A 25,868-nucleotide genomic window follows, 5' to 3' on the forward strand; every position below is an offset into this window, starting at 1 on the left:
AAAGCCCTCGTCGCCGTCGAACACTCCATCCTCACTGCAGCGTGGCACATGCTCACCACCGGTGAACTCTACAACGACCCCGGCGCCGACTACTTCACCCGGCAGACACCCGTTAAAACCATGACCCGGGCCGTCAGACAACTAGAATCCCTCGGCTATCAAGTCATTCTCGAACCCCTGCAACAGACCGGATAACACCGCTCACCCCACCGCACTCACCTAATTTTCATGTCAGAGAGCGTTTGGATGAGACCAAAATGAGTGCAAAGCGTAACCGTTCAGGCATCGTCTCGCCTCGCCATCGCTGGTTCACTGGGAGCAGGCGGATTCCCGCCTTTGTGTGCCGGGGAGGCGACGGCGATGTTTCGTTTTCAGCGGACGGTGGCCTTGGGTGCGGTGCTGGGGCTGGCAGCATGCGCGGCCCCGGCCCCTGCGCCACCCGAGTTGGTCAAGGCCGACGGCGTGGAACGGGTTTCGGTGGACCGCGCGGCTTATGCCGCCGAACTGCGCTCCTTCCGGGCTTCCGCCCTGGGCCTTGGCGAGGCGCTGCTGGCGGACGGCGGCGACGGCGCCAACGGGAACGTCGTGTCCTCGCCCGGGAGCCTGCTGATTGCCCTCGCGATGCTTCGCTCCGGCGCGTCGGGGGAGACCGCGGCCGAGATGGACAGCGTCCTGGGACTCCCCGCAGAGAATCGCGACGAGGCCATGAATGCGGTCCTCAGCTCACTTGCGAAGTTCGACGGCGACCCCGGCGCAGTGGATGAGGACAACCCGCCGCGGAAACCGGTCATGCATGCCGCCAACGGGCTGTTCGTGGACAAGGGTGTGCCCACCGGCGAGTCCTTCCTGGACACCCTTGCCCGGCACTACGGAACCGGTGTGTATCCCGTGGACTTCAGCGATGAGGGTGCAACGAAGCCCGCCATCGATGCGTGGGTCAACAGGAACACGGGCGGCCGGATCAAGGAAGCATCGGCAGAGTACGACCGCCGGAACACCTTCAGCCTCCTCAATTCCCTGTACTTTGCCGCCGCCTGGAGCGCGCCGTTCGACCCGAATGACACCTCGGACCTCCCCTTCACGACAGCTGCCGGCAAGGAAATCAACGCGCCCGCCATGCACAACGAGGTGGAGATGAAGTACGCCGAAGGTGCCGGCTGGCGGGGCGTGGACCTTCCCTACGCCGACGGTTTCGTCATGCGGCTGGTCCTGCCGGCGGCCGGAGTCGACGCGGCCGGCGGAGCCGCGTCCCGTCCCGCCTCGGCTGCCTTCGGTGCGCAAACGCTGGCGGAAATCGCGGACGCCTTCGACACCGCGGCGCTGGAGACGGTGCAGATCCAGCTGCCACGCTGGGACCACAAATGCAGCTTTGACCTGCGGAAGGTGTTTGAGTCCCTGGGGCTCCAGAAGACGCTCGACACCACGGAGGATTTCAACAACATCCAGCCCAGGATGATGATCACCCAGGCCGCGCAGGCCGCCAACATCACGGTGGCCGAAAAGGGCACGGTTGCCGCCGCGGTGACCCAGATCAACGGAGCTGTCACCAGCGCTCCGCCGCAGCCTGAGCGGTCCATCAGCTTCGACCGGCCGTTCCACTACCAGATCGTCCATGTGGAAACCGGCCTGCCGCTGTTTATGGGAACGGTGGCCGACCCGCGCTCGTGACCGCGCCTTCCCCGGACTGAGCCTAACTAACTGGTCTTGCGGGAATTGCGGCGGCGCAGCAGGGCGCCATAGCCGGCAAAGAGCCGCGGCACCACGATGTAGACCGCAACCGGAACCACCACGAGCGTCAGGACGAGTGCCCGGAGCACTGGATGCCAGCCCTCGGTCAGGGGTGCCACCACCATCATGCCCACGGCCACCAGCGGAAAGATGGCCAGCCACGTGATGACGGCGCGGACGTGGATGGACAGCGCCTGCGGCACAGGCCCGTGGGAAGTAACCGGAGCCTGGGTTGGGGCGGCTGGCTCGGGAGCAGTTGCAGTAGTGCTGGGGGTGCTGTTCATGGCTAACTCCAACTAGTTGGTTGCTTTTGATAAAAGCGAGACTAGTACGGGCTCCGTAAAAGTGCAACTACTTGGTTGGAAACGGGTAGAATCGTGACATGGCCTGGAATACTGACCGCACCAAAGCACTGCTGCTGACTGCCGCCACCGAGGAATTCAGCGACAAGGGCCTTGCCGGCGCGCGGGTGGACCGCATTGCGGCCGCCGCGGGCGTGAACAAGGAACGCATCTACCAGTACTTCGGCAAGAAGGACGAGCTGTTCGACGCCGTCCTGGCTGCTGAACTGGTGCGGGTGATGTCCGAAGTCCCCATCGAAGGGCATGGCGCAGCCTCCATCGGGGAGTACGCCGGCAAGCTTTTTGACCGTCACACGAAAGACGGCGCCTTGGCCCGGCTCCTGTTCTGGGAAGGCCTGGAGCGCGGGAGGAATACCGTGGACCGGGCCACACGCGCGGACCACTGCGCCACAAAAGTGGACCAGATGCTGGCAGTCCTGCCCGGAATCGACCGCACGGATGCGGCCGACCTGGTCCTCACCATCGTGACCCTGTGCGACGGCTGGACGGTGCTGCCCCAGATCGACGCCCTCTTGGCGGGCTCCGCTCCGGACCGCCTGGACCGCCGTCGGGCCTTTATTGTGCGGACGGCCACGCTGGTAGCCGACGCCCTGCTGGAAGAGGCCCGGCTGGAAAAGACGCCGTTGGAAGACTCAAGAAGCTAGCGCGCGCCGCCCTGCCAGAGGGCATCGAACGGCGCACCGGAGGCCACACGGTTGCGGATCCCCGCGGTGACAAAGTCCTTGGCGGCCCGGGCAGCCTCCAGCGGCGTGGCGCCCTTGGCCAGCTCGGCCGTCACCGCCGCGGCGAGGGAGCAGCCGGCACCGGACACGGCCACCTCGCCCACCTTGGGAGCGCTCAGGACCTCAAGGGTCTCGCCGTCGTAGTAAACGTCGACGGCGTCCGGGCCTGCCAGCCGCACCCCGCCCTTGGCCAGGACCGCGGCGCCGCTGAGCTCGTGGATGCGGACTGCTGCGGCTTTCAGGGACTCGACATCGGTGATCGCCAGGCCGGACAGCGATTCGGCTTCGAAGTGGTTGGGTGTGACAAATGTGGCCAGCGGCAGGATCTGCGCCTTCAGGGCCTGGTCCGTGTCCAGTGCGTGGCCCGGCTCCTGGCCCTTGCAGATCAGCACCGGATCCAGCACTACATTGCGGAACCGGCCCGATTCCAGCGCCGCGGCGACCGTGCTGATGGTGGCCGGGCTGCCCAGCATGCCGATCTTCACGGTGTCCAGGACCGGACGGCCTGGAGCTGACGGCTCGCCTGGAGCACTCTCGGCGGCGGCGCCCGATGCCGGACCGTAGGCCGCCGTCGTGGCTTCCAACTGGTCCGCAATGACCTGCTGGTCCACCGGCACAAAGCGGTGGTTCCAGTTGTCACCCGGATCGAAGGACACGATGCAGGTCAGGTTGGCGATGCCAAACACGCCCAGCTCCTGGAACGTCTTCAGGTCGGCCTGGGCTCCGGCGCCACCCGTGGCTTCGGATCCCGCGATGGTCAGGACGACGGCGGGAGCGGACACGGGGGACTGAAGGGCAGCTGAAGCTAACGTCATGGCACTATCCTGCCATCCGGCGTCGGCACTGTTGCTCAGTGGGAGAATGTCGTGACAGTGCTAATACAGCCGGCGTCCCGCGCAACGTTCGTTGCGCAAACCGTACGCCGAGCGAACCACTACGAATGGAATCCCCCATGCCTTCCCCCTCAGGCCCTGACGCCCAGCCCATCGCCGGCTCCGCCCGGACGGCGCCGAAATTTGCATCTATCGGTTCGCCATACTTCGGCATCATGCTGGCGTTTATGGCCGTGGTGCTGATCCTGTCCAACATTGGGGCATCCAAGGGCGTCGCGATCGGTCCGATCATCACAGACGGCGGGTTTTTCCTGTTCCCGCTCGCCTACATCCTGGGCGACGTCATCAGTGAGGTCTACGGTTTCAAGGTGGCGCGCAAAGCCATTTTCACCACCTTCGCCCTGTCCGTCTTCGCCTCGGTTTGCTACTGGGTGATCATCGCCCTGCCCGGCTTCGATGACGAGTTCGGCACGTCAAAGCAAGCCGCCCTCGAGGGGGCCCTTGGTCCGGTCCCGCAGATTGTGCTCGCCTCGCTGTTGGCATTCCTGGCCGGCCAGACCATTAACTCGTGGATCCTGGTGAAGATGAAGGCCCGCTCCGGGGAGAAGTCCCTCTGGGCCCGGCTGATGGGTTCCTCAGGCGCGGGCGAGTTCGTGGACACCCTGATTTTCTGCAGCATCGCCGCCTCCGTCATCGGCATCACGGACTTCGGCACGTTCCTGAACTACGTGGTGGTGGGCTTTGTTTACAAGACACTCGTGGAGTTCCTGTTTGTGCCGGTGACGTCCCTCGTGATCGGCTGGATCAAGAAGCGCGAACCGAGCTACGGGGGCTAGGCCCGGCGCCTAGCGGTAGTACTGCGCCAGGGTCTCGGCCTTGAACTCGAAGAAGGTCCCCGCCTCGATGGCCAGCCGGGCGTCGTCCACCATCTTCACCACGAAGCGCTCGTTGTGGATGGAGATCAGCGTGGCCGAGAGCATCTCCTTGGCCTTGAAAAGGTGATGGATGTACGCGCGCGAGTAGTTGGCGCAGGCGTAGCAGTCACAGCCATCCTGGAGCGGGCCGAAGTCGCGCTTGTACTTGGCGCCTGAGAGGTTGAAGCGGCCGGCAGGCGTGTAGAACGCGGAGTTGCGGGCCACCCGGGTGGGGGAGACACAGTCGAAGGTGTCCGCCCCGTTCTCGATGGCGGTGAAGATGTCGTCCGGCTCGGAAATGCCCAGCAGGTGCCGCGGCTTGTCCTCCGGCAGCTCCTCGTTGCACCAGCGCACAATCGTGCCCAGGTTTTCCTTCTCCAGCGCCCCGCCGATGCCGTAGCCGTCGAAGTCCATGGCGCCAAGGTCCCGGCAGGCCTTGCGGCGCAGGTCCTCATACTGCGCACCCTGGATCACGCCGAAGAGGGCCTGGTACGGCTTCCCCACGCGCTCGGAGGTCAGCCGGAAATGCTCCTCCAGGCAGCGCAGGGCCCACAGCCGCGTGCGCTCCAGCGATTCCTCCTGGTAGCCGCGGGAGTTCTGCAGTGTGGTCAGCTCATCGAACGCGAACATGATGTCCGCGCCGATCTGGTGCTGGACCTGCATCGAAATTTCGGGGGAGAACCTGTGGCGGTCGCCGTTGAGGTGGCTCTTGAACCAGACACCGTCGTCGTCGATGTGGGCCAGGCGTTCCTTGCCGGGCGCAACGGCGTCGTCAGGCCCGGACGTATCCACCGACTTCATGTCGATGACCTTCTTGAACCCGGACCCCAGGCTCATCACCTGGAACCCGCCGGAGTCCGTGAATGTGGGCCCGGACCAATTCATAAACGCGCCCAGCCCGCCGGCCTCGTCCAGGATGTCCGCCCCGGGTTGGAGGTACAGGTGGTACGCGTTGGCCAGGAGCGCCTGCGCACCAAGGTCCGCCATGGATTCCGGCAGGACGGACTTTACCGTGGCCTTGGTCCCGACGGCGATGAACGCCGGGGTGCGGATCTCACCATGAGGGGTGGTGATGGTCCCCGTGCGGCCCAGGAATTTTCCGCCGTTGGCAGTTGCCTGCGCGGCCGACGGCGCACAGCTGTCAGCAAGGCGGGTGCCAACGGTGAAGGAGAACTGCGACTGGTTGGCTGCAGCGGCGGAGCCGGCCGCCGCTGCTACGGGATCAGCCGGGACAGCCGAAACGGAGACGGATGGCGCGGGGACGGGGTTGGCTGGCACGGTTCCAGTGTGCCAGCAAACGCCGCCGATCCCTCAGCGGGCCGCTTCCGATGTGGGGTAGTTCTCAGCCCGCCAGCGGTCCCAGAGCGATCGGATCGACTCCAGTTTGTGGGCACCCAGATCGAACGTCGACACGATCACCCTGGCACCACCGTGGGGCCTTACCCCTTCGATGACGGGCTGGTCCGCCACGATCAGCAGGCCGTCCCCGTGCTCCGCGTAGCTGTGGACGGTGAGCCCCACCTGGTGGTTGCTGCGGAACCAGACCTTCCCGGTGATCTCCTCGCCGGTGGACAGCGTCAGCTTGTACGTCTCACCGGGTGCGGGCACGTCCGACAATCCCAGCTTTTCGATTTCGGAATCCGGCGTGCCGGGAAACTCAAAGAACATCGTGTGCCGCTTGCCGTGCGGGTGGTGTTCAAGCGCGAAGCGGAGTTGCTGGAGGAACGTCAGCCAGCCTTGGGTGATGTCCTCGTCCCAGGCCGCCCACTCAGAGTTGTGGTCCAGGGCTGCCCGCGTGACACTGACCAGCGTCCCGGTGGACACCGGCTTCAGGTCGAAAACGTCGCCGCCATTGGTGGTCAGGCTGGTGTGGTCCGGGGCTTCAACCACGTTGCTGCTGAAGTAGATCCCGTCTATCTCGTCGGCCAGTTCGTCAGCCTCCCAGCCGTGCCACTGGGCAACTTTGGCCGGTTCACGCAGCATGGTCCAGACCTGCGGCGCATCAGCATTTATCACCACGCTCAGATTGTTCGTCATAGCCCGAATGTACAACGTGGGCGCAACCCCGGGTAGGGGGCAATTCCCCCACCCCGACTGCTTAGGCCCGGACGGCCTCGAGTTCGTTGCTGATCCGGCGCTGGAGTTCGCCGACGCCGATCGTCTCGGACCCGCCATGTGCGCGCAGGAACAGCAGGGATTCGAGGCGAAGCAGCCGCCACTCCCGCTCGGCCTCGTGGTTGGAGTTGTCGATCGAGCGGAAGATTTCTTTGTCGTAGAGGTTGGGTTCGTTCAGCGAACGCTGGCGTACCTTCGCGTTCATCCGCGCCTTGAATGGGTCCGTTTCCTGGGTTTCCGGCAAACGCAGCAGCTTTTCATAGACTTCGGCGCGCTCCTCCTCCCGCTCCTGGCGGCAGATGAAGCTGGACAACGCCAGCGACGCCTCCACGGACGCCCACCGGCCCGGGTTGCCGTCGAACGGCAGGACGTTGAGCAGGTCCGCCACGGTGAGCGCCCCGTCCGGATCCTTGAGCGTGATGAACAGTTCGTGGGCCAGATCGCTGAGGTCCTTGAGGCAGCTGCCGGACTTGAAGTTGATGCCCTTGGCCAGCTTGTCCGCCAGCAGCAGCACCCCGACGGCGTCCGGGTGTGCTTCCGCGGCGGCCTCCACTACCGCTTCGGGTGTGCCCTGCGGCGCCGGAATCCGCGCCAGTTCTTCCGCGGACGGGCCGCTCACCGCGGGCGGGATGGCCGGCAGGGGAGGCACGACGGCGGCGGGAGCCGCCGGGGCAACATCCGGTTCGCCGGTGTGCTGGGGCTGTTCGGCACGGGGTTGCGCCGCGACCGCAAGCTGCGTGACGGCGTCGGGCGTTGTGCCCAGACCGGGGATGTCCTGAACGGTACTGTCCGGAACCGTGAGGACCGGGATTGTTGTGTCCAGGATCTTTACGGTGGAGCCGGCTGCGATGCGGAGGGTGCCGCCGCCGGTCAGGTTTGCCAGGACCACCGCGGGGGTCCCGAAATCATCCGGTTCAAACTCCACGTGCTGGATTTCGGCGGTGCGTTCACCGTCGGGGAGGAGGAGCTGATCGCCGGTGGTCAGAGATCCAGCCTGCTGTTCGCTGTAGTGCCTGGCGGCTGGGGTTTCGGTCATGGGAGTCCTTAAGTTCTCTTGCGGTCCGCCCTACAGTCTACAAAGCGGGGCGCCGGAAGTCGGGGACGCCGGGGAACCCGCGGGCGTCAGTGACCCACTCCCGCAAAGGCCAGGGCCTGGCGGACCAGGGCGCCGCGTCCGCCGCTGAACTCGAGCTGGACGTCGGGGCTTAGCACTTCGGCCGGAGTCATCCAGGTCAGCTCCAGGGCGTCCTGGCGGGGTTCGCATTCGCCCGTCACGGGGATGACATACGCCAGGGACACGGCGTGCTGGCGGTCGTCAGTGAAGCCGGTCTGGGACGGGGCCGGGAAGTATTCGGCCACCGTGAAGGGGACCGGGCTGATGGGGAGCTGCGGAAAGGCGAGCGGCCCCAGGTCCTTTTCCATATGGCGCAGGAGTGCGGCGCGGATGGTCTCGCGGTAGATCACGCGGCCCGAAACAAGCGACCGGATCATGTTCCCGTCCTCGTCGGCCTGGAGCAGCGTGCCGACCTCGTTCACAAACCCCAACGGATCCAGCCTTACCGGCACGGCCTCCACATAGATCATGGGGAGCCTCCCGCGGGCCTCAAAGAGGTCTTCTTCGGAGAGCCAGCCGGGATTGGGGTCAGGAGTGCGAACGTTCATGGTTAAGTTCTACCCCATCGGACGGCGTCGGACCGCTGAGGGGTGAGCTATCAGCGTAAATCGGCGCCCAAAAGCGCCGGAATCTTACCCCTCGGCCGGATCACTGCGCGGCGCGGCGCTGCGAGATCCAGAGAGTAGGCGGGACATGCGGTGCTGCGGCGTCTTCCGGGGCGGGGCTTGCGGCTCCTGATGCGGCGTCGGGGTTGGCGACATGCAGGGTCCGGCCGAAGGCTTCCTCGGTTTCGCTGACGTCCAGCCCGGCGGCGGTGAGCCGGTCCCGCAAGGCGCCCAGATCGCCGTCGTACTCAAATCCCAGGCCGGACCGCGGCTGCCCGGATGCCGGCCGCACCATCAGCACCCCGCCGTTCTTGGCGGTAAAGTCGGCGGTTTCGTCGGCGTCCGGGACGGGGCGGAACCTGGCGCCGATGTCCTGCAGGGTCACGGCGGCGGCGCCGGGATCCTCCGTAAACCAGACGCCGACGACGGTCAGCGCCGGATCAGCGGCGGCCGCGTTCGCCTCCCGGGCGCCTTTGTCCGCCAGGAAGCTGAAGCCGTCCCGGCCGGTGATGCGGCAGGACTCGCCGTGGTCGGCGGCGATGAGCTCGGCGACCGTGTTCCCGGATTCCTCCGCGGCCAGGGCGGTGCGCCGCGCGAATTCCGCCAGATCGCCCACCTCCACGCCCAAGGCAGTGGTGCCGTCGTCCGTGGCGCCGGCGTCGGCCACATGCAGGGCCAGCCGGCCGGAACCGGCGTCGAACTCCCGCCACTGACCCTGATCAACGGTCTTGGCCAGGCCCAGGGCAGCCAGGAGCTGTTCCCAACTGTCCGGCCGGGAGGTGAAATGGACGGGTCTGACACGCAGCATGGGTTCCTCCTCGAAACCGGGACAGGTCGGCTACCGCCATCATGCCACTTCCAGCAGAGGACGGGCAGAATAAGGCCATGGCCATTGAACTCGAGGAACTGCTGGTAGCGGATGCGGCGGAATGGCGTCGGTGGCTGGAACAGCACCATGCCACCAGCCCCGGCGTGTGGCTGGTGCTGCATAAGAAGGGCGGCAACACCACGGAACTGGACTACGACGCTGCGCTGGACGAGGCGCTCTGCTTCGGGTGGATCGATGGCCAGGTGATTAAGCGCGACGCCGACAGCTACAGCCAGCGCATGACCCGCCGCACCCTCAAGAGTCCGTGGTCAGCCCGGAATGTTGGGCATGTTGCCCGGCTGGAAGCCGCGGGAAAAATGACCGACGCCGGCCGCGCCGCCGTCGACGCCGCCAAGGCGGACGGGCGCTGGGAGATTGCCTATTCCGGGCAGGCGACGGCGGAAGTCCCGCCGGATCTGGCCGCCGCCATCGCTGCCGTCCCCGCGGCCCAGGCCATGTTCGACGTCCTCACCTCCGTGAACCGGTATGCCCTGATTTACCGGACGAATTCCGTGAAGCAGGCCGCCACGCGGGAACGGAAAATCGCCGGCTTTGTGGAGATGCTGGCCCGGGGCGAGGCGCCGTATCCGCAGAAGAGGAAGCCTGCCGTCCCGCCCAACTGAGTAGCAGTAAGTGTCGCTATGAGGGCTCATAAGGACATCTACTGCTACCTAGTTGGGGTCAGTCGTCGAGCGGGAACGCTACCGCTTCGCCGACCACCCGCAGGCAGAGTTCCATGCCCGGGCGGGCGATGGAGGCGTTCCAGTGGCGGATGGTGATGACTTCGCCGCCGCCGGGGTAGCGGTGGTCGGCGCGGTCGGCCAGTTCGGGTGGCACAGAGAGTTTGAGGCGCACGGTGGTTTCCGGGCCGAAGTAGTCGGTGTCCACCACCACGCCGCGGATGGGGCCGTCCTCGGCAATGCGGATCTGCTCCGGACGCAGCATCAGCTGCACCCGGCCCTGGGCCGGCGGGCGGCGGACAGGAACTTCGCCCAGTGAGCACGTGGCAAGCGAGCCTTCCATCCAGGCGTCCAGGAGGACGGCGTCGCCCAGGAATTCCGCGGTGGCGCGGTCGGCGGGGCGGGTATAAACCACAAACGGGTTGCCGATCTGGGCCAGCTTGCCGCCGCGCATCACGGCCACCTGGTCCGCGAAGGACAGGGCCTCGGCCTGGTCGTGGGTGACCAGGACGGTGGTGACGCCGGCTTTGTTGAGGACCTTGGCCACGGCCCGCCGGGTTGCCATGCGCAGGCCGGCGTCCAGGGCTGAAAAGGGCTCGTCCAGCAGCATCAGTTCGGGTTCGCGGGCTAGTGCACGGGCCAGGGCCACACGCTGCTGTTGCCCGCCGGAGAGCTGGTGCGGCCGCCGATTGGCCATGGAGGCGTCCAGGGAGACCATGTCCAGCAGTTCGCTGATGCGGCCCGCGGCCCCGCGGCGGCCACCCGCGAGCTTGGCCGTGTCCAGGCCGAACGCGATGTTCTGGCCCACCGTCAGGTGCGGGAAAAGCGCCCCGTCCTGAGCCACGTACCCCACCTGGCGCTTGTGCGCAGGCAACCACACGCCGTCGCCCGCAACTTTGGCGCCGTTGAGTGAGATGCTGCCGGTGGCGGGGTGTTCAAAGCCGGCGATCAGCCGCAGGAGGGTGGTTTTTCCCGAGCCGGAGGGTCCCACGATGGCGGTGGTCCCGCCCTTGGCCACGGATAGGTTGACGCCTTTGAGGACGGCCTGGGAACCGAAGTTCTTGGTGACGTCGGTGATCTGCAGATGGCTGTTGGTGGTGGGTGCCACCGAAGGCGCGATCCGCGGTTCCGGAAGCCTGGCGGGGGATTGTTCGGTCACTGTCCGGCCACTTTCTTGGACTGCTGGAAGAGAAGGTAGGTCATGGGCGCCGAGAGCAGGATCATCAGCAGGGCATACGGGGCTGCGCCGGCGTAGTCGATTTCGCTGCTCTTGCTCCAGAACGCGCTGGCCAGGGTTCTGGTTCCGTTGGGGGAGAGCAGCAGCGTGGCGGTCAGTTCGGTCACGACGGCGAGGAACACCAGCGCTGCGCCGCCGGCGGCCGCGGGAGCCGTGAGGCGCAACGTGATCTTCAGGAAGGCATTGAACGGAGACCTGCCCAGGGCGCGGGCCGCTTCGTCCAGTTCCTTGGGGGCCTGTGCCAGCCCGGCGCGGATGTTCACCAACGCGCGCGGAATGAACAGCAGCACGTATGCGGCTACCAGCAACCCGGTGGTCTGGTAGATGTCCGGGGCAACGTTGATGGCCACGGTGACGAAGGCAAGACCCACCACGATGCCGGGCATGGAACTGGTGACATAGTTGGAGAGCTCCAGGGACTTGCTGAACCACCCTGGATACCGGACGGCCAGGTACGCCATGGGGAAGGCGACGACGGTCGCGGCCACTGCGCCGGCAAGGCCCAGCCCCAGGGTCTGCAGCAGTGCGGGGACAAACTCGTCCACATCCCAGATCTCGACGCCGCCGGCCACGATCCAGCGGATCACAAACCACAGCGGCAGGCCGAACGCCAGGCCAGTGAGCGCCATCAGTCCCAGCTGGGCGGGAACCTGGTAGCGGTGCAGGGGGAGCCGCAGGGGCTTGGACTGGGCGCCGGAGCCGATCCGCGCGTAGCGTGCCGTGCCGCGGCTGCGGACCTCCACCACCAGGAGTATCAGGCAGAAGAACACCAGGACGCTGGCCAGCATGTTTCCGGCCGTGCCGTTGAACGTGGAAGCGTACTGCTGCATGATCGCCGTCGTAAACGTCTCAAAGCGGATCATCGCGAAGGCGCCGTACTCGGCCAGCAGGTGCAGGCCCACCAGCAGGCCACCGCCGGTGACGGCGATGCGCAGCTGGGGCAGCACCACGCGGAAGAAGACCTGCCAGGGGCCCAGGCCCAGGGACGCCGCCGACTGCTCGATGGCCGGATCCAGCCGGCTGAGCGTGGCAGCGGCCGGAATGTAGACCAGCGGGAAGTAGGACAGAGTCGCGATCAGCGCGCCTGACCAGACGCCTTCCAGGGAAGGGATGGCGGACACCCAGGCGTAGCTGTTCACAAACGCGGGAATGGCCAGCGGCGCCGCCAGGAGCACGGCCCACCACTTGTGGCCCCGCAGCTTGGTGCGTTCCACCAGCCATGCGCCGCCCACGCCCGCCACCAGGGTTGCGGGCACCACGATGAGCATCAGCAGGAGGGTGTTGACCAGCAGTTCGCCCACCCGGGGGCGGAAGATCAGCTTAATGCTGGTATCCCAGCCAGTGACCGCCGTCATGTAGATGACATAGCCCAGCGGGATGAGGGCGAACAGGGCCAGCAGTGTGGCCAGGAGCGCAACCGCCAATGGCGGGCGAGGGCTGTTGCCCTTGCCCGCCATCGCCGCTTTGGCGGTTAGTTCTGGGGTTGAAACCAAAAGCTAGAGCAGACCGGCCTTGGTCATCAGCTCCGTGACCTTCTTGGAGTTCAGTTTGGAGGAGTCAACTGTCGGAGCCTGCAGTTCGGCCAGCGGCACCAACTTGTCGTTGGATGCCACGCCGGCGCCGACGGTGTACTCGAAGTCCTTGCCCGTCTGCAGCTGCTCCTGGCCCTTCTTGCCCGTGATGAAGGCGAGGAACGCGTCGGCAGCGGCCTTGTTCTTGGAGGACTTCAGCACGCCACCGCCTGATACGGAGACAAACGCGCCCGGATCCTGGTTCTTGAAGTAGTGGCTGGCCACGTTCTTGGAGTTCTCGCCGGTCTTGGCCTGGTCACCGAAGTAGTAGTAGTGGTAAATAACGCCACCTTCGATTTCACCGGCGTTGACAGCCTTCATGACCGCACCGTTGCCCTGGTAGCCCTTGAAGTTTTCCTTCATGGCCGTGAGCCACTTCTCGGTTTCGGCCTCGCCCTTGAGTTCAAGGTAGGCGGATACGATCGCCTGGAAGTCGGCGCCGGACGGCGATGCGCCCCAGCGGCCCTTCCACTCCGGACCGGCCAGGTCAGAGAGGGACTTGGGCAGCTTATCTTCGGTGAGCTTTTCCTTGTTGTACACGAACACGGTGGAGCGGGCTGCGACGCCGGTCCACTTGTTGGTGGACGGGCGGTACTCGGCCGGAACCTGCTTCTTGACCTCGTCAGTGAGATCGGCGAACAGGCCTGCGTTTTCCACCTGGGTCATGGCGGGGGAATTCTCGGTGATGAAGACGTCAGCCGGGGACTTGTCGCCCTCCTGGATGATCTGGTTGGACATCTCGGTGTCCTTGCCCTGGCGCAGGGTCACCTTGACGCCGGTCTCCTTGGTGAACTCTTCCACCCAGGCCTTGGTCATGGATTCGTGCTGTGCGTTGTAGACCGTGATCTCACCGGACACCTTGGCGTCTGCAGAGGCGGAACCGGTGGCTGCCGGGGACGTGCTGCCGCCACAGGCGGTCAGTCCGAGGGCTGCGGTGGCGGCGAGTGCGATGCCGGCCAGGGCGCTGTTGCGGATCTTCATCGGGGCTACTTTCTGGGGAAAAGTCTGGCGGACGGTCGGTCCTGGCGAGCCCGGAGTTAGGGTTGGCTCACTCGTGAAACTGTAGGTTAGCCAAACCTAAGACGCCAAGCCGCATCGCCCATAAGTGATCAGGATCACATGCATTACGGAACTGTTGCGTGCCCTAATTCATTCATGGCTCTTGTGGATGGCCGCTGCGGCCTCCAGCGCCATCCAGGCCTGCAGCTGGGTGGAAAGTTCGACGGCGGCGCCTGGCGGGTAGGTTGTGTCCGCCGGTTGTGCCGCGTGGATGGAGAACAGGACGCTCCCAGCCGTGGCTGATGCCGCTCCGCGGCCGGCAGGCCGGCGGCCCGCCCAGAAGGCTTCGGCAGTAGCTGTCACGAGCTCCTTTGCGGTGTTCCGGGCGGACTCCGGGAGCCGGGCATCGACGGCCGCGAGTGCCAGGTACCGGCAGAGAATCCCGGTGAAGAGTCCGCCGTCGCCCGTTCCATCGCAGCGGAGGATGCGCTGCCCCGGTACGGTGAGCCGGTTGGCGACCGCGTCCACCAGTGCCGCGGCCCTGGCGAGGTTGGCGTCGCCACCGAGCTCCAGGAGGGCTCCCAGTACCGGGCCCTGGTTGTAGGTGTAGATGGTGTTCTCCACTAGCACTTCGCCGGCCGCGCTGAGCCGCGCCCCGTCAATATAGAGGCCCTGTGACTCATCAAAGAGGACGGTATTAAGCCAGTCCACCAGCCGCTGCGCCTTGGCCTGCTGGCCTGTCCGGGCGTAGTAGAGCGCTACGGGGGCGGTGGCCGGGGTGTTCTTGAAGTCGCGCTTTTTGCTCCAGAAGGTTCCGCCGCCCAGGTCATCGGTTGAAGCGGAATCGAACTGCAGTGTCAGCGTCTTGCGGACCCCGGCGTTCCGGCGGCGACCGGGCAGCCGCGTCTCCCCGGCCAGGCTTTGCAGGCGGTGCGTCGCCAGCGCCAGCCAGGCCATGTCGTCGTAGTAGTTGTTGACGAAGGTGAAGGCGTTCCGCAGCCGGATGGTGGTGACCAGCCTGGACGCGAGCCTGCCGGCGCTGGGGTGGTCCGGGCCGTTGAACCTTGCGGCGGGGGTTGCTCCGTTGCCCAGTTCGCGGCGACCGGCATCCACCAGGCAGTCCGCATAGTGCGCCTGCCACCAGTAGTGCCAGGGGTGGAGGAGGTTCTTCAGGTGTTTTGACGGCCATTGCACGGCGGCCAAGTGCGTTCCCGGCAGGAACAGCAGCCGCCGGCCGAAGAGTCCGGTGACGGAGCGGGCCGCCACGTTGGCCCGGTCCTGCCAGTGGGCAGGTTCGGCATCCGGCATGGTCATCCGTTCAGCCTAGTGGGTGCGGCCCGCGGGAATTTCAGTTAACATGCACTAACTAATGTTCCGCGCCGGTCTTATGGTGTTGGGGCCGCATCAAGGAGGATGTATGGACGTCTTGGGTACTGTCGCGCTAATTACGGGTGGGGCGTCCGGGCTTGGCGCTGCCACAGCGAAGCGCCTGTTCGACGCCGGCGCCTCGGTGGTGCTGATCGACCTGCCGGCCTCTGCCGGGGCGGCCTACGCCGCCGAGCTCAACGGGACCGCCTCCTCCGGCGGCACCACAGCGGGCAGGGCTGCCGTCTTTGTCCCCGCGGACGTCACCAACGAGGCTGAGGTGCAGGCCGCCGTCGACACAGCCGTGGCGCTGGGATCCCTGCGCATTGTTGTGAACTGCGCCGGCGTCGCCACGCCGGGCAAGGTCCTGGGGCGGGACGGCGTCCTTCCGCTGGACACGTTCAACCGCGTCATCCAGGTCAACCTGATCGGGACATTCAACGTGCTGCGTCTGGCCGCTGCGGCCATGGTTTCAACGGAACCGGTGAGCACGGAGCTCGGCGGCCCCGAGCGCGGCGTCATCATCAACACCGCCTCCGTGGCAGCTTTCGACGGGCAGATTGGCCAGCCCGCCTACGCCGCTTCCAAGGGCGCCGTCGCCGCCATGACGCTGCCGCTGGCCCGCGAGCTGGCCCGCTCCCTGGTGCGGGTAGTGACCATCGCCCCGGGCATCTTCGAAACACCCATGATGGCAACGCTCCCGCAGGACGCGCAGGATTCGCTGGGCCGGCAGGTCCCGCATCCGTCGCGCCTTGGCCGGCCCGCCGAATACGCCAGCCTGGTGGCCCACATTGTGGAAAATGCGATGATCAACGGCGAAACCATCCGGCTCGACGGTGCCATCCGGATGGGCCCGAAATGAACGACCTGCCCACCGCCGACTTTTTTGCGTTCGAGTCACTCCTCAGCTCGAAGGAGCAGGCCAAACTGGCCGAGCTGCGGGAGTTTCTGGCCACGGAGATTGCCCCCTACGCGTCGGACTGGTGGAACAGGGCGGAGTTCCCGGCGCACATCCTGCCCAGGCTCGCCGCGCTGGAGCTGAGCACACCGGCGCAGCGCGGCTACAGCAACCTCTTCGCCGGACTGGTCATCGCAGAGATGACGCGCGTGGATACTTCGATCGCAACATTTTTCCTGGTCCACCACGACCTTTTTGTGGAGTCGCTCTACGGTTTCGGTTCGGCCGGCCAGAAAGAGCGGCTGCTGGCGGACGCCTCAAGCCTGCGCATCACGGGCGCCTTCGCGCTCACCGAACCCGGCCACGGCTCCGACGTTGCCGGCGGGATGGAAACGAGTGCCCGGCGCATCTCCAGCGCAACGGGAGAGCCCGACGACGACGGCGACGCGTGGGTGCTCAACGGCGCCAAGCGCTGGATCGGGAACGGGACGTTCTGCGACTACATGCTCGTGTGGGCCAGGGACGAGGCCGTGGCTGCCAACGGGCAGGGCGCGGTCCGAGGGTTCATCGTTGATGCTTCCTTGCCGGGCGTGAGCCGGAGCCGGATCGAGAACAAGATTGCGCTCCGGACTGTGCAGAACGCGGACATTGTGCTTAGGGATGTCCAGGTCGCCGAGGCCGACCGGTTCGCCGGCATCAGCAGTTTCGAGGACACCAACCAGCTCCTGCGCGGTTCGCGGATCATGGTGGGGTGGCAGGCGGTGGGGCAGCAGCTGGCGGCGTTCGACGTCGCCCGGCAGTACGCCGTCGAACGCCACCAGTTCGGCCGGCCGCTGGCGAAATTCCAGCTCATCCAGCAGCAGCTGGTCACCATGCTGGGCAACGCCGTAGCCAGCATGGCCATGATGGCGCGTATTGCCCAATTGCAGGACGACGGCGTGGCGGACATGCCGCAGGTGGCCCTCGCCAAGTCCTACACCAGCGCCCGGATGCGCGAGACAGTGGCGCTGGGCCGGTCCCTCCTGGGCGGCAACGGCATCGTGACCGACTACCGGATGGCCAAAATCTTCGCCGACGCCGAGGCCATCTACACCTACGAGGGCTCGTTCGAAATCAACACGCTCATTGTGGGCCGGGCCGTCACCGGCGTCTCAGCGATCGTCTGACCCGGCACCGCAGGCTCAGTCGGTGAGCATCGGATCCTTCTCGCCGGCTTCGATCCGGTAGTCCAGGCTGTTGTTCTTCACGGGCATGGGGCAGGTGCCGAACGGGGTGAAGGCGCTGGGGTAGTTGATGGCGCGGTTGAAGTCCAGGACCACGGAGCCATCCGGCCTGGGCCGTGCCGTGGAAACCTTCCGCCAGTCGTCAGTCGAGTCGCCGTTGGTCTCGTCGTGGAACGTGACGGTGAGCGCGCCCAGTTTTTCCTCCTCGGCGTGCAGCCGGTACTCATGGTCGATCCCCGGCAGCCGGAAAACCACCTCGCCCACCGAATAATGCACGCCGTCCACCAGCGGATTGGCCGTTCCGATCGGGACGGCCACCGGTTCCGGATACGCCTCGTAGGCGGCCTCAATCACCAGGTCCGGGTTGTAATCGAAGGTGGGCACGCCGTCGAACTCCGTCAGCACCGGCGAGCCGGAATCGCGGGTCCGGATCGCGTACCGGTCCGCGCGCATGGCGAGTTCCACCACTACCTGCTGCCCGTCCGCGCCGCCGAACTGCACCCACATCAGGGATTCCTCGTTGGCCAGGGAGGCTGTAATGGTCCCGTCAACGGGCTCGCCCGTTTCCACCAGCGTCAGGCCATCCTGCGCCGCAGCGGTGAGTGTCGCCGTCGTGCCGTCCGTTGACCAGAGGCCGGGGGCGAGTTCGACGGCGGCGGGCCGGGATTCCAGCCACTGGAAGGAGGTGGGCGTCAGCCAGCCGTGGCGGGTGGCGAGGGCCTTGTTCCGGTTCGTGCGGAAACGCTGCCAGCGCTCCAGCTGCGCGGTTGCGGTGGTGTCCATGTGTCCATTCCACCACGGACCCCGCGCCGCGTTGCTGCCGCAGACCTTGTCCTGCAGGCGGCAGAGAGTAACGTCGAAAGCGGCGGAGCTTCGTTTCCGGACTCCCACGGCTGACCTTGGAGGAACCATGAAAATCGCGGTCCTGGGCACGGGTTTCGCAGGCCGGACCCTCGCGGGCGCGCTGTCCGCGCTGGGACACGACGTGGTGGTGGGCACCCGCGACCCGGGGGAGACTCTCGCTCGCACCGCGCCGGACGCCATGGGCACCCCGCCGTTCAGCGAATGGCACGCAGCGAACCAGCACATAGCCCTGGAAACGTTCGCGGAGGCAGCAGCCGGGGCGGAACTGATAGTCAACGCAACGAATGGAGCGGGCGCACTCACTGCCCTCAGTGCCGCGCGTTCGGCCAACCTGTCGGGGAAAGTGGTGGTGGACGTTTCCAACCCGCTCGACTTCTCCCAGGGCATGCCGCCGGTGCTGAACCCGGTCAACACGGACAGTAACGCCGAACGGATCCAGCGCGCGTTCCCGGAGGCGCGGGTGGTCAAAACCCTGAACACCATGAACGCAGGGCTGATGGTTGACCCCGGACGCCTGGGCGGCGGGGACCACTCGGTGTTTGTTTCCGGCGACGACGCCGGTGCCAAGAGCACCGTGACGGCGCTCCTCCGGGAGCTGGGCCACCGCGATATTATTGACCTCGGAGACATCACCACCGCCCGGGGAGCGGAGATGATGCTCCCGGTGTGGCTTCGCCTGTGGTCGGCGTTGGGGACTCCGGATTTCAATTTCAAGATCGTCCGCTGAAGTCCGGCGCGGCAGGGCCGGTGACCGGCGCAATATCTGAGACGGATTCCGCCTTCGCCATCCCGTGCAGGTAGCATCGATAGCTAGTAACGTGGCTCACAGTATCCAGCGCAGTGTACGAGCCAAGTCCGAACCCTCGAAAGACAGTTTCCATGGCTAACACTGCAATGAACTCCTCGACCGACCTCGCCTCTGAACTGAGGGCCGACGTCCGGCGCGTCTCCACGCTGCTGGGTGAATCCCTGGTCCGCCAGCACGGACCCGAACTCCTTGCCCTGGTGGAGCAGGTCCGCCTCCTTACCAAGGAGTCCAAGGAAGCCGCCCGCGGCGGTGCCGATGCCACCGGACCGTGGAGCGCGCACGACGTCGTCGAGCAGGTCCGTGAACTGCTCGGCTCCCTGCCGATTGAGCAGGCCACCGACCTGGTGCGTGCGTTCGCGTTCTATTTCCACCTTGCCAACGCGGCCGAGCAGGTCCATCGGGTCCGCGGACTGCGGACCCGGCAGGAGAAGGACGGCTGGCTGGCCAAGGCCGTCACCGAAATTGCCGCCAAGGCCGGGCCCGAAGTCCTGCAGGAAGTGGTCAACGGGCTGGACGTCCGCCCCATCTTCACGGCCCACCCCACCGAGGCTTCGCGCCGTTCCGTGCTGGACAAGATCCGCAAGCTCTCTGATGTCCTGGCCGAGCCCACGAAGGAAGGCACCTCCGCGCGCCGCCGGCAGGACCGCCAGCTTTCGGAGGTCATCGACCAGATGTGGCAGACCGATGAACTGCGCCAGGTGCGCCCCACCCCGGTGGACGAGGCCCGCAACGCGATCTACTACCTCGGCGGCATCCTGACCGACGCCATGCCCGAGATGCTGTCGGATTTCTCGGAACTGCTCGGCGAGCACGGGGTCAGCCTTTCGTCCCAGGACGCACCCATCCGGTTTGGGTCCTGGATCGGCGGCGACCGGGACGGCAACCCCAATGTCACGGCGGCGGTCACCCGGGAAATCCTGCAGATCCAGAACCAGCACGCCGTCCGCATCAGCATCGCAATGATGGATGAGCTGATCTCCATCCTGTCCAACTCCACCGCGTTGTCCGGCGCGGACCAGACCCTGCTGGACTCCATCGACGCGGACCTGAAGAAGCTGCCGGGCCTGGACCGGCGCGTCCTGGAACTCAACGCCCAGGAGCCCTACCGCCTGAAGCTCACCTGCATCAAAGCCAAGCTCATCAACACGGGCAAACGGGTGGCCGCGGACTCCACGCACGAGCACGGCCGTGACTACAGCTCCACCGAGGAACTCCTCAACGACCTCGAACTGCTGGAGCTGTCCCTCCGCAACCACTCGGCGTCGCTCGCTGCCGACGGCGCCCTGGCCCGGGTCCGCCGCGCCGTCGCGTCCTTCGGCCTGCACCTGGCCACGCTGGACATCCGCGAGCACGCCGACCACCACCATGACGCCGTTGGCCAGCTGATGGACCGGCTGGGCGGCCCCGGCATCCGCTATGCCGAACTCAGCCGTGAGGAACGCTTCGAGGTGCTCGGCTCGGAGCTCGCCTCACGCCGGCCGCTGTCCGGCCACCCGATCAAGCTCGACGGCGTCGCTGACGGAACGTACGACGTCTTCCGTGAGATCCGCCGTGCCCTGCGCACGTACGGTCCGGACGTCATCGAGACCTACATCATTTCCATGACCCGCGGCGCGGACGACGTCCTGGCCGCGGCCGTGCTGGCCCGCGAGGCAGGCCTGATCAACCTGTTCGGTGAATCTCCCTACGCCAAGATCGGGTTCGCGCCGCTTCTGGAGACCGTGGAGGAGCTGCGTGCCTCGGCGGAGATCGTGGACCAGCTGCTGTCCGTACCGTCCTACCGCGACCTGGTCCGGCTGCGCGGCGACGTCCAGGAAGTCATGCTGGGATACTCGGACTCCAACAAGGAATCCGGCGTGATGACCAGCCAGTGGGAGATCCACAAGACCCAGCGCAATCTGCGCGACGTTGCGGCCAAGCATGGCGTCCGTGTCCGGTTGTTCCACGGCCGCGGCGGCTCCGTGGGCCGCGGCGGCGGACCCACCTACGACGCCATCATGGCCCAGCCCAACGGCGTGCTGGAAGGCGAGATCAAGTTCACCGAACAGGGCGAGGTCATCTCGGACAAATACTCGCTGCCGGAGCTGGCCCGGGAAAACCTGGAGCTGTCCCTCGCCGCAGTGCTCCAGGGCTCGGCACTGCACCGTGATCCGCGCACGTCGGACGACCAGCGCGAACGGTACGGGCACGTCATGGAAATCATCTCCGACGGCGCTTTCGACCGGTACCGGAACCTGATCGACCATCCTGACCTGCCCGCGTATTTCCTGGCCTCCACTCCGGTGGAGCAGCTGGGCTCGCTGAACATCGGCTCCCGCCCGTCCAAACGCCCGGATTCCGGGGCGGGGCTTGGCGGCCTGCGTGCCATTCCCTGGGTGTTCGGCTGGACCCAGTCCCGGCAGATCGTCCCGGGCTGGTTCGGTGTGGGCTCGGGCCTGAAGGCTGCCCGCGAGGCCGGAAACTCCGCGCAGCTGGTGGAGATGATGGAGAACTGGCACTTCTTCCGGTCGGTTGTCTCCAACGTGGAGATGACGCTGGCCAAGACGGACATGGACATCGCCGGGTACTACGTGGCCACCCTGGTTCCCGAGGACCTGCACCACATTTTCCGGGCCATCCGTGAAGAGTACGAACTCACGGTCACCGAGATCCAGAACCTGACCGGCGAGAACGTGCTCCTGGACGCGCAGCCGACGCTCAAGCGGTCGCTGGAGATCCGGGACCAGTACCTGGACCCCATCAGCTACCTGCAGGTGGAATTGCTCCGCCGCGTGCGGGCTGCCCAGCACGCCGAAGGCGGGAGCATCAGCGGCGCCGAGATCGACGAACGGCTGCAGCGGGCCATGCTGATCACCGTCAACGGGGTGGCGGCCGGCCTGCGCAACACGGGGTAGGACCCATGTTGCACAGCCAGCGGCCCGCTGACCTCTCGGAACGGATCGCTCTTACGGTTTCGGGCAGTGAACATTCGGGTTGTAGGTTGCCAGGGCGCCGTCCGGATTACCTTGCCACAGGTATGCATGGAGGTCGTAGTGGATCGGCATACCGGGAGCGTGCCCGAGCATGGGTCCGTCGAATGCCTTGCCGAACATGCTCGGCCGGTCTGTGTCGGTCGCCAGGTCCTGGTCGGCGTCGACCTTAAACCACTCCGCTGCGACCAATCTGAGCTGGCCCGTTTTGTTCGCTGCATACGTCAGTGCGTCCGGGACCAATCGATCCATCTCACCGAACTGGCTGAAGTTGACGTAGTGAAAACCCATGCCTGGAACGCACTCACCCACGGGCTGGTAGCCCTCGGCAATGGCCGCACTAACGTCGTGATATTGGATTGTGGCCTGTCGCACTTCGGCCAGGTCACTCCGGCCGTCGGCAAAAGCGACGCCGATCCCTAACATTGATGCCAACATGCCGGCCGATACCGCCGCAATCACTCGCATTGTGATCTGTCTCATGTTCAGTCTTCTTTCTTGATGATTGTCAGGTGTGACTATGAGACCGCGGCCACATCCTAGTCCTGTCCCGCGCGGAAAACCATGGTAATGCGGTTCCTGACAGACCTCGGCAGCTGCTTGAGGTTCTTTGCCTGCCGCTGGCGCTGTCCCGCTATCCCACTACAGGGAAGGAACCAGGAACACCCCGTATTAGGGTTGACGCATGCCTTCGTTCCAGACCCGCCTGAAAATCACCGGACTGAAGCCTGGCAACCCGCCGGAAGCCGTGATGGCCGCCGCGGTCGAGGCATTGGAGACCCGTCACCATGTGGAATCCAACCAGATCGAACTTGCCGCCGGCGTCCCCCAACTGAACCTCCGCTTCCTCGTGGAGGCGACCGAATACAGCGGTGAGAACCAGCAGGCGCGCGAATCGGCAGCGATGATGCGCGACGCCGTCGAACGCGTTGCGCTCACCGGCTCACTGACGGTGCTCCGCCGCAACCGCGGGCGCTGGGCACCCGTTTAGCTCACTCGTCCCGGCTCACTCGCCGGGGGCAGGCTCGTCCACCGGTGAGCGCGTTCCGCGCCGGCGGGTGACAATGATGCCGACGGCGGCGCCGATCACCAGGCCCAGCACCACGCCTATCAGCGAACTCGCCCAGAACGGCAGCTTGGTTGCCGATCCCGTGAAGTAGCCCAGGCCCACCAGCCAGCTGGCCCAGAGGACCGCGCCGAGGCCGGCGCACAGGCTGAAACCCCGGGCCGAAACGTCGGCAATGCCCGAAGCCGCCGACGTCGCCAGCCGCCCGCCGGGGATGAAGCGGGCGCCGATGATGGCTCCGTAGGTGGAGGAGCGGCCGGCCTTGGCGATGGCCGCATGGATGCCGTGGTGGACTTTCCGGCCCCAGCGCCAGCGGTCCAGGACGTGGCTGAGCCGGCGCTTGAAGAGCTGGAATACCACCATGTCCCCGGCCCAGGAGGCTACCGCGGACAGTGCCCCCACCAGGAAGACGTTGGCCCGGCCGTCGGCCGAGAGGGCGCCGCCCGTAATCACCACCATCTCTGAGGGGATGGGCGGGAAGATGGCATCGCCGAGGACCACGGGGATGATCCAGAAGTAGATCGCCGCCCCCCAGCTGTCGGCGTTGCCAAAGTCCATGGCCACAAAGTACCGCACTTTTGCGCGGCAGCACGGCCTGAGCCGGCCGGCGGCACGGACTTGCCGGGCGTTGGGTTCGGCGAGTGCTTCAGTACCCGGTGCCGATGTTCCGACGGCGTGGACCTGGGGCTCCGCCGGGAACTTCCCTGGGGACGTGGCTGAGGTGCCGGGCCGCGAGGAAATACCAGTACGGCCAGGCGACCCACGCCGTGGCGCCAAAGGCTATTCCCGCCCCGCCGATGCCCCAGCGGATCCAGGCCGGCGCCTGTTCCACCGCGGTCAGCGCCGCCAGGGGCAACGCCACCACCAAGGCGCCGCCAATGAACTGTCCCAGCCTCGCGAGATCCCGGGGATAGCTGCCCCTCGTGAGCAGCGCCCGGTGGGCCAGCAGGAACCAGCCGGCCTGGACCACCATTGCCCCCACCGAGATGCCGGTGGACACCGTGAAATCGAGCTTCTTCGCGACCAGGAGGAACGAGCTTGCTGATCCTGCGCCGCTGGCCCCGATCACCAGCCATTTGGCGGCCTCGGAGCCGGGTGTGCGGCGCAGGCGCCGGTGAACCTGGACGATCACCGGGATGATCACCAACTGGAAGACGCCGCCGGTGGCATCGTTGATGGTGCCGAAGACGTAGGGTCCGTTCTTTGGCACTTCGATGGCGTACATGGCTCCCAGGGTTGCCACGCCCACGACGCCCAGGCCCGCGGCCACGTAGGCGAACTTGGCCGCCGTGCGGTCTCCGGGGATTTCGATGAGGGTATCCATGATGATTCCTCTATCAGTGAGGATGCTCGATCAGTGCAGGTGCTCGGTCAGTGCGGATGGAACGCCGAGACAAGCTCGCTCAACTGGCTTGAGGGCAGGACACCGAGTTCGCCCTCCAAGCGGCTGGCAAACATCGTGTAGGCGCGGACCGCGGCGGCCCGGTTCCCGGCGGCCAGATGGGCCTGGACCAGCAGCAGATGGGCCGATTCCCTGAGTGGTTCGATGCTTGCAGCGGACAATGCCGCGATGACAGCTCCCCCGGGTTCGCCGGCCGCCAGATGCTGCCGTGCCATGAGCTCCAGTGCGCTGAGGCGCAACTGCCGCATCCGCTCCTGTTCGAAGACCACCCAGTCGTCGTACCAGCCGGGAAGCAGGTCGGCGCGGCTCAAGTCGTCCAGATAGCTGTCAGGAATCCGGGCTTCAGGCTGCGACTGCAGGGTGGCGACGTGGTGCTGCAATGCGGTGACATCGACCCGGACCGATTCGTGAAGCTCCAGCGTGTCCGCGCCGGTCCGGAGGAGGTGCGGGAAGGCGTGGGAGATGCACCAGACGGTGGTTCGCAGGTTCCCGGCAGCCTGCGTTTCGCTGCTTTTGGGCCACAGCAGGCCGGCCAGGAAACTCCGGTGCCTGCAGCCCAGGAGTCCCACACACGCGATGAGCCGCTGTTCCCGGCTGGCCACCGTCACGGTATTGCTGCCGCGGCGCAACCGCCAGGCCCCCAGCAGGCTTAAATGCCAGTCCTGTGCGAGAGCCACCGTCATGCCTATCCCCTTCAAGCGACCGGACAACACGCGATACCCCAGATAACCATCGTGGCACTGGGGCGCATCAAGTCAAGCCAATTTGGAAAGAGGGGGTTTTTGGGGGTTATATACCGGGAATAGGTCCACATGCCCGTCAATTCACATGGCGCCGGTTGTCATTCAGGAAGGGTTGCTGGAATCAGCCCAGCCGATAAGGGGACTTCGGTTTATGCGCTGGCAGTGCTTTCTGAGGCTTTCAGCACATCGAGCCAGCGCTGCACAGCCATAATGATTTCTTCTTCATCGCCGGCCGTTTCCACAATTTCCTGGTCCTGGCCAGGATGACTGGAGATCAGGCGCGCCCGTACGCGGTGGTTCTGGGCAGGCTCCGCCCACGCGCGGATGACCATGGTGCCTTCAATGTCCGCCATGAATCGGCGCCTGCTTTCCTTGTCTGCAATTTACGTCGTCCAGGAACATTACTGTCCGGTATGACCATCCTAGGCAAAGATTATTCGGCGCCCAAGTCAAGACTGCCACCATATTAGTTTCACGAAACAACGGAAAAATAACAGCCCAGTAACGAAGCCGCAACGGGGCGACGCGTTGACTGATCGCGGGACGTCGAAAGGGGGTGATTGACATGATGAAGGAACTTACCGTTCACGAACTGGAAAGCCAGAAGGTGGAGCTGTTGCCTTCGCGGGAGACCCTGTTTCTGGACACGAACTGGGCGGGTGTTTACGCAAGCAACTCGTCTGTGGCCCTGAACGCTGCCTCGTTCTTTGCGCTAGCAGACAGCACTGCGCTTCAGAACATCGCCGTAGTCCAGGGTTAAGTCCGTCTATCATCCGATATCT

General features: G+C 65.8%; 27 protein-coding genes and 1 pseudogene. 11 read left to right on the forward strand and 17 right to left on the reverse strand.

From position 1 onward, the window contains the following. Together NFC73_RS19080 and NFC73_RS19085 are read left to right on the forward strand one after the other, a co-directional pair. Positions 1 to 195: pseudogene (locus tag NFC73_RS19080) on the forward strand (IS110 family transposase); the annotation flags it as partial. Positions 196 to 360: 165 nt separating this feature from the next. Next, positions 361 to 1,668, forward strand: coding sequence for a serpin family protein (locus tag NFC73_RS19085; RefSeq protein ID WP_254752822.1), 1,308 nt, complete (start codon positions 361 to 363; stop codon positions 1,666 to 1,668). Positions 1,669 to 1,694: 26 nt separating this feature from the next. Here NFC73_RS19085 and NFC73_RS19090 read toward each other — a convergent pair whose 3' ends face one another. After that, a complete protein-coding gene (locus NFC73_RS19090; RefSeq protein WP_254752824.1) occupies positions 1,695 to 2,012 on the reverse strand; it encodes a hypothetical protein in 318 nt (105 codons plus the stop codon). Between the two features lie 98 nt (positions 2,013 to 2,110). Between NFC73_RS19090 and NFC73_RS19095 the strand changes: the two genes are divergently transcribed. After that, complete coding sequence (locus NFC73_RS19095) at positions 2,111 to 2,734, forward strand: TetR/AcrR family transcriptional regulator (RefSeq protein WP_254752826.1); 624 nt, start codon at positions 2,111 to 2,113, stop codon at positions 2,732 to 2,734. Here NFC73_RS19095 and NFC73_RS19100 read toward each other — a convergent pair. After that, positions 2,731 to 3,627: a hydroxymethylpyrimidine/phosphomethylpyrimidine kinase gene (locus NFC73_RS19100; RefSeq protein ID WP_254752828.1), complete on the reverse strand. Its 897-nt coding sequence runs from the start codon at positions 3,625 to 3,627 to the stop codon at positions 2,731 to 2,733. The genes NFC73_RS19095 and NFC73_RS19100 overlap by 4 nt on opposite strands. A gap of 137 nt (positions 3,628 to 3,764) precedes the next feature. On the opposite strand from NFC73_RS19100, the gene NFC73_RS19105 reads away from it, so the two are divergent. Continuing rightward, positions 3,765 to 4,481, forward strand: a complete 717-nt coding sequence (locus NFC73_RS19105; protein ID WP_254752830.1) for a queuosine precursor transporter — start codon at positions 3,765 to 3,767, stop codon at positions 4,479 to 4,481. 9 nt (positions 4,482 to 4,490) lie between these two features. On the opposite strand, the gene tgt is transcribed toward NFC73_RS19105, so the two are convergent. The 5 genes from tgt to NFC73_RS19130 form a co-directional block, all read right to left on the reverse strand. Then, positions 4,491 to 5,837 (reverse strand): tRNA guanosine(34) transglycosylase Tgt, encoded by a 1,347-nt coding sequence (tgt, locus tag NFC73_RS19110; protein ID WP_254752832.1) that lies wholly within the window; start codon positions 5,835 to 5,837, stop codon positions 4,491 to 4,493. Positions 5,838 to 5,870: 33 nt separating this feature from the next. Next, positions 5,871 to 6,596, reverse strand: coding sequence for an SRPBCC family protein (locus tag NFC73_RS19115; RefSeq protein ID WP_254752834.1), 726 nt, complete (start codon positions 6,594 to 6,596; stop codon positions 5,871 to 5,873). A gap of 61 nt (positions 6,597 to 6,657) precedes the next feature. Beyond that, positions 6,658 to 7,710 (reverse strand): DUF6707 family protein, encoded by a 1,053-nt coding sequence (locus NFC73_RS19120; RefSeq protein ID WP_254752836.1) that lies wholly within the window; start codon positions 7,708 to 7,710, stop codon positions 6,658 to 6,660. 86 nt (positions 7,711 to 7,796) lie between these two features. Further along, entirely contained in the window at positions 7,797 to 8,336 is a 540-nt protein-coding gene (locus NFC73_RS19125) for an NUDIX hydrolase family protein (protein WP_056349560.1), read from the reverse strand. A 100-nt stretch (positions 8,337 to 8,436) separates the two neighbouring features. Then, positions 8,437 to 9,201 carry a VOC family protein gene (locus tag NFC73_RS19130; RefSeq protein WP_254752838.1) on the reverse strand — a complete coding sequence of 255 codons (765 nt, stop codon included), beginning with the start codon at positions 9,199 to 9,201 and terminating at the stop codon, positions 8,437 to 8,439. A 77-nt stretch (positions 9,202 to 9,278) separates the two neighbouring features. On the opposite strand from NFC73_RS19130, the gene NFC73_RS19135 reads away from it, so the two are divergent. Further along, positions 9,279 to 9,884, forward strand: a complete 606-nt coding sequence (locus NFC73_RS19135) for a YdeI/OmpD-associated family protein (RefSeq protein ID WP_254752840.1) — start codon at positions 9,279 to 9,281, stop codon at positions 9,882 to 9,884. Positions 9,885 to 9,942: 58 nt separating this feature from the next. On the opposite strand, the gene NFC73_RS19140 is transcribed toward NFC73_RS19135, so the two are convergent. The 4 genes from NFC73_RS19140 to NFC73_RS19155 form a co-directional block, all read right to left on the reverse strand. Next, positions 9,943 to 11,100 carry an ABC transporter ATP-binding protein gene (locus NFC73_RS19140; protein ID WP_254752842.1) on the reverse strand — a complete coding sequence of 386 codons (1,158 nt, stop codon included), beginning with the start codon at positions 11,098 to 11,100 and terminating at the stop codon, positions 9,943 to 9,945. Continuing rightward, the gene (locus NFC73_RS19145; RefSeq protein WP_254752912.1) at positions 11,097 to 12,635 is read right to left on the reverse strand and encodes an ABC transporter permease; all 1,539 of its coding nucleotides are present in this window, start codon (positions 12,633 to 12,635) and stop codon (positions 11,097 to 11,099) included. Before NFC73_RS19145 ends, NFC73_RS19140 begins: the two co-directional genes overlap by 4 nt. Before the next feature lie 39 nt (positions 12,636 to 12,674). After that, complete coding sequence (locus NFC73_RS19150) at positions 12,675 to 13,730, reverse strand: iron ABC transporter substrate-binding protein (protein WP_254752844.1); 1,056 nt, start codon at positions 13,728 to 13,730, stop codon at positions 12,675 to 12,677. 168 nt (positions 13,731 to 13,898) lie between these two features. Beyond that, a complete protein-coding gene (locus tag NFC73_RS19155) occupies positions 13,899 to 15,062 on the reverse strand; it encodes a glycoside hydrolase family 76 protein (protein WP_254752846.1) in 1,164 nt (387 codons plus the stop codon). 103 nt (positions 15,063 to 15,165) lie between these two features. On the opposite strand from NFC73_RS19155, the gene NFC73_RS19160 reads away from it, so the two are divergent. Together NFC73_RS19160 and NFC73_RS19165 are read left to right on the forward strand one after the other, a co-directional pair. Beyond that, on the forward strand, positions 15,166 to 15,975 hold the full coding sequence (locus tag NFC73_RS19160) for an SDR family NAD(P)-dependent oxidoreductase (protein ID WP_254752848.1): 810 nt from the start codon (positions 15,166 to 15,168) through the stop codon (positions 15,973 to 15,975). Beyond that, positions 15,972 to 17,177 (forward strand): acyl-CoA dehydrogenase family protein, encoded by a 1,206-nt coding sequence (locus NFC73_RS19165; RefSeq protein ID WP_254752850.1) that lies wholly within the window; start codon positions 15,972 to 15,974, stop codon positions 17,175 to 17,177. Before NFC73_RS19160 ends, NFC73_RS19165 begins: the two co-directional genes overlap by 4 nt. A 15-nt stretch (positions 17,178 to 17,192) precedes the next feature. On the opposite strand, the gene NFC73_RS19170 is transcribed toward NFC73_RS19165, so the two are convergent. After that, positions 17,193 to 18,017, reverse strand: a complete 825-nt coding sequence (locus NFC73_RS19170) for a DUF1684 domain-containing protein (protein ID WP_254752852.1) — start codon at positions 18,015 to 18,017, stop codon at positions 17,193 to 17,195. A gap of 127 nt (positions 18,018 to 18,144) precedes the next feature. On the opposite strand from NFC73_RS19170, the gene NFC73_RS19175 reads away from it, so the two are divergent. Together NFC73_RS19175 and ppc are read left to right on the forward strand one after the other, a co-directional pair. Continuing rightward, on the forward strand, positions 18,145 to 18,825 hold the full coding sequence (locus tag NFC73_RS19175; RefSeq protein WP_254752854.1) for an NADPH-dependent F420 reductase: 681 nt from the start codon (positions 18,145 to 18,147) through the stop codon (positions 18,823 to 18,825). A gap of 152 nt (positions 18,826 to 18,977) precedes the next feature. Continuing rightward, complete coding sequence (ppc, locus tag NFC73_RS19180; RefSeq protein WP_254752856.1) at positions 18,978 to 21,800, forward strand: phosphoenolpyruvate carboxylase; 2,823 nt, start codon at positions 18,978 to 18,980, stop codon at positions 21,798 to 21,800. 51 nt (positions 21,801 to 21,851) lie between these two features. On the opposite strand, the gene NFC73_RS19185 is transcribed toward ppc, so the two are convergent. Further along, entirely contained in the window at positions 21,852 to 22,358 is a 507-nt protein-coding gene (locus NFC73_RS19185; RefSeq protein ID WP_254752858.1) for a hypothetical protein, read from the reverse strand. Between the two features lie 202 nt (positions 22,359 to 22,560). Here NFC73_RS19185 and NFC73_RS19190 point away from each other — a divergent pair, with 202 nt between their 5' ends. Further along, positions 22,561 to 22,866: a hypothetical protein gene (locus tag NFC73_RS19190; protein WP_058930109.1), complete on the forward strand. Its 306-nt coding sequence runs from the start codon at positions 22,561 to 22,563 to the stop codon at positions 22,864 to 22,866. A 15-nt stretch (positions 22,867 to 22,881) separates the two neighbouring features. Here NFC73_RS19190 and NFC73_RS19195 read toward each other — a convergent pair whose 3' ends face one another. The 4 genes from NFC73_RS19195 to NFC73_RS19210 all read right to left on the reverse strand — a co-directional run bounded on the left by NFC73_RS19195 (position 22,882) and on the right by NFC73_RS19210 (position 25,439). Then, positions 22,882 to 23,499 (reverse strand): DedA family protein, encoded by a 618-nt coding sequence (locus tag NFC73_RS19195; RefSeq protein ID WP_254752860.1) that lies wholly within the window; start codon positions 23,497 to 23,499, stop codon positions 22,882 to 22,884. A gap of 88 nt (positions 23,500 to 23,587) precedes the next feature. After that, entirely contained in the window at positions 23,588 to 24,265 is a 678-nt protein-coding gene (locus tag NFC73_RS19200) for a hypothetical protein (protein WP_254752862.1), read from the reverse strand. A gap of 47 nt (positions 24,266 to 24,312) precedes the next feature. After that, positions 24,313 to 25,026 (reverse strand): AfsR/SARP family transcriptional regulator, encoded by a 714-nt coding sequence (locus NFC73_RS19205; RefSeq protein ID WP_254752864.1) that lies wholly within the window; start codon positions 25,024 to 25,026, stop codon positions 24,313 to 24,315. 209 nt (positions 25,027 to 25,235) lie between these two features. After that, on the reverse strand, positions 25,236 to 25,439 hold the full coding sequence (locus tag NFC73_RS19210; protein WP_141139389.1) for a hypothetical protein: 204 nt from the start codon (positions 25,437 to 25,439) through the stop codon (positions 25,236 to 25,238). 212 nt (positions 25,440 to 25,651) lie between these two features. Between NFC73_RS19210 and NFC73_RS19215 the strand changes: the two genes are divergently transcribed. Beyond that, entirely contained in the window at positions 25,652 to 25,846 is a 195-nt protein-coding gene (locus tag NFC73_RS19215) for a hypothetical protein (protein ID WP_254752866.1), read from the forward strand. The last annotated feature ends 22 nt before the right edge of the window (positions 25,847 to 25,868 follow it).

The organism is Pseudarthrobacter humi, from assembly GCF_024294965.1.
GTDB lineage: Bacteria > Actinomycetota > Actinomycetes > Actinomycetales > Micrococcaceae > Arthrobacter > Arthrobacter humi.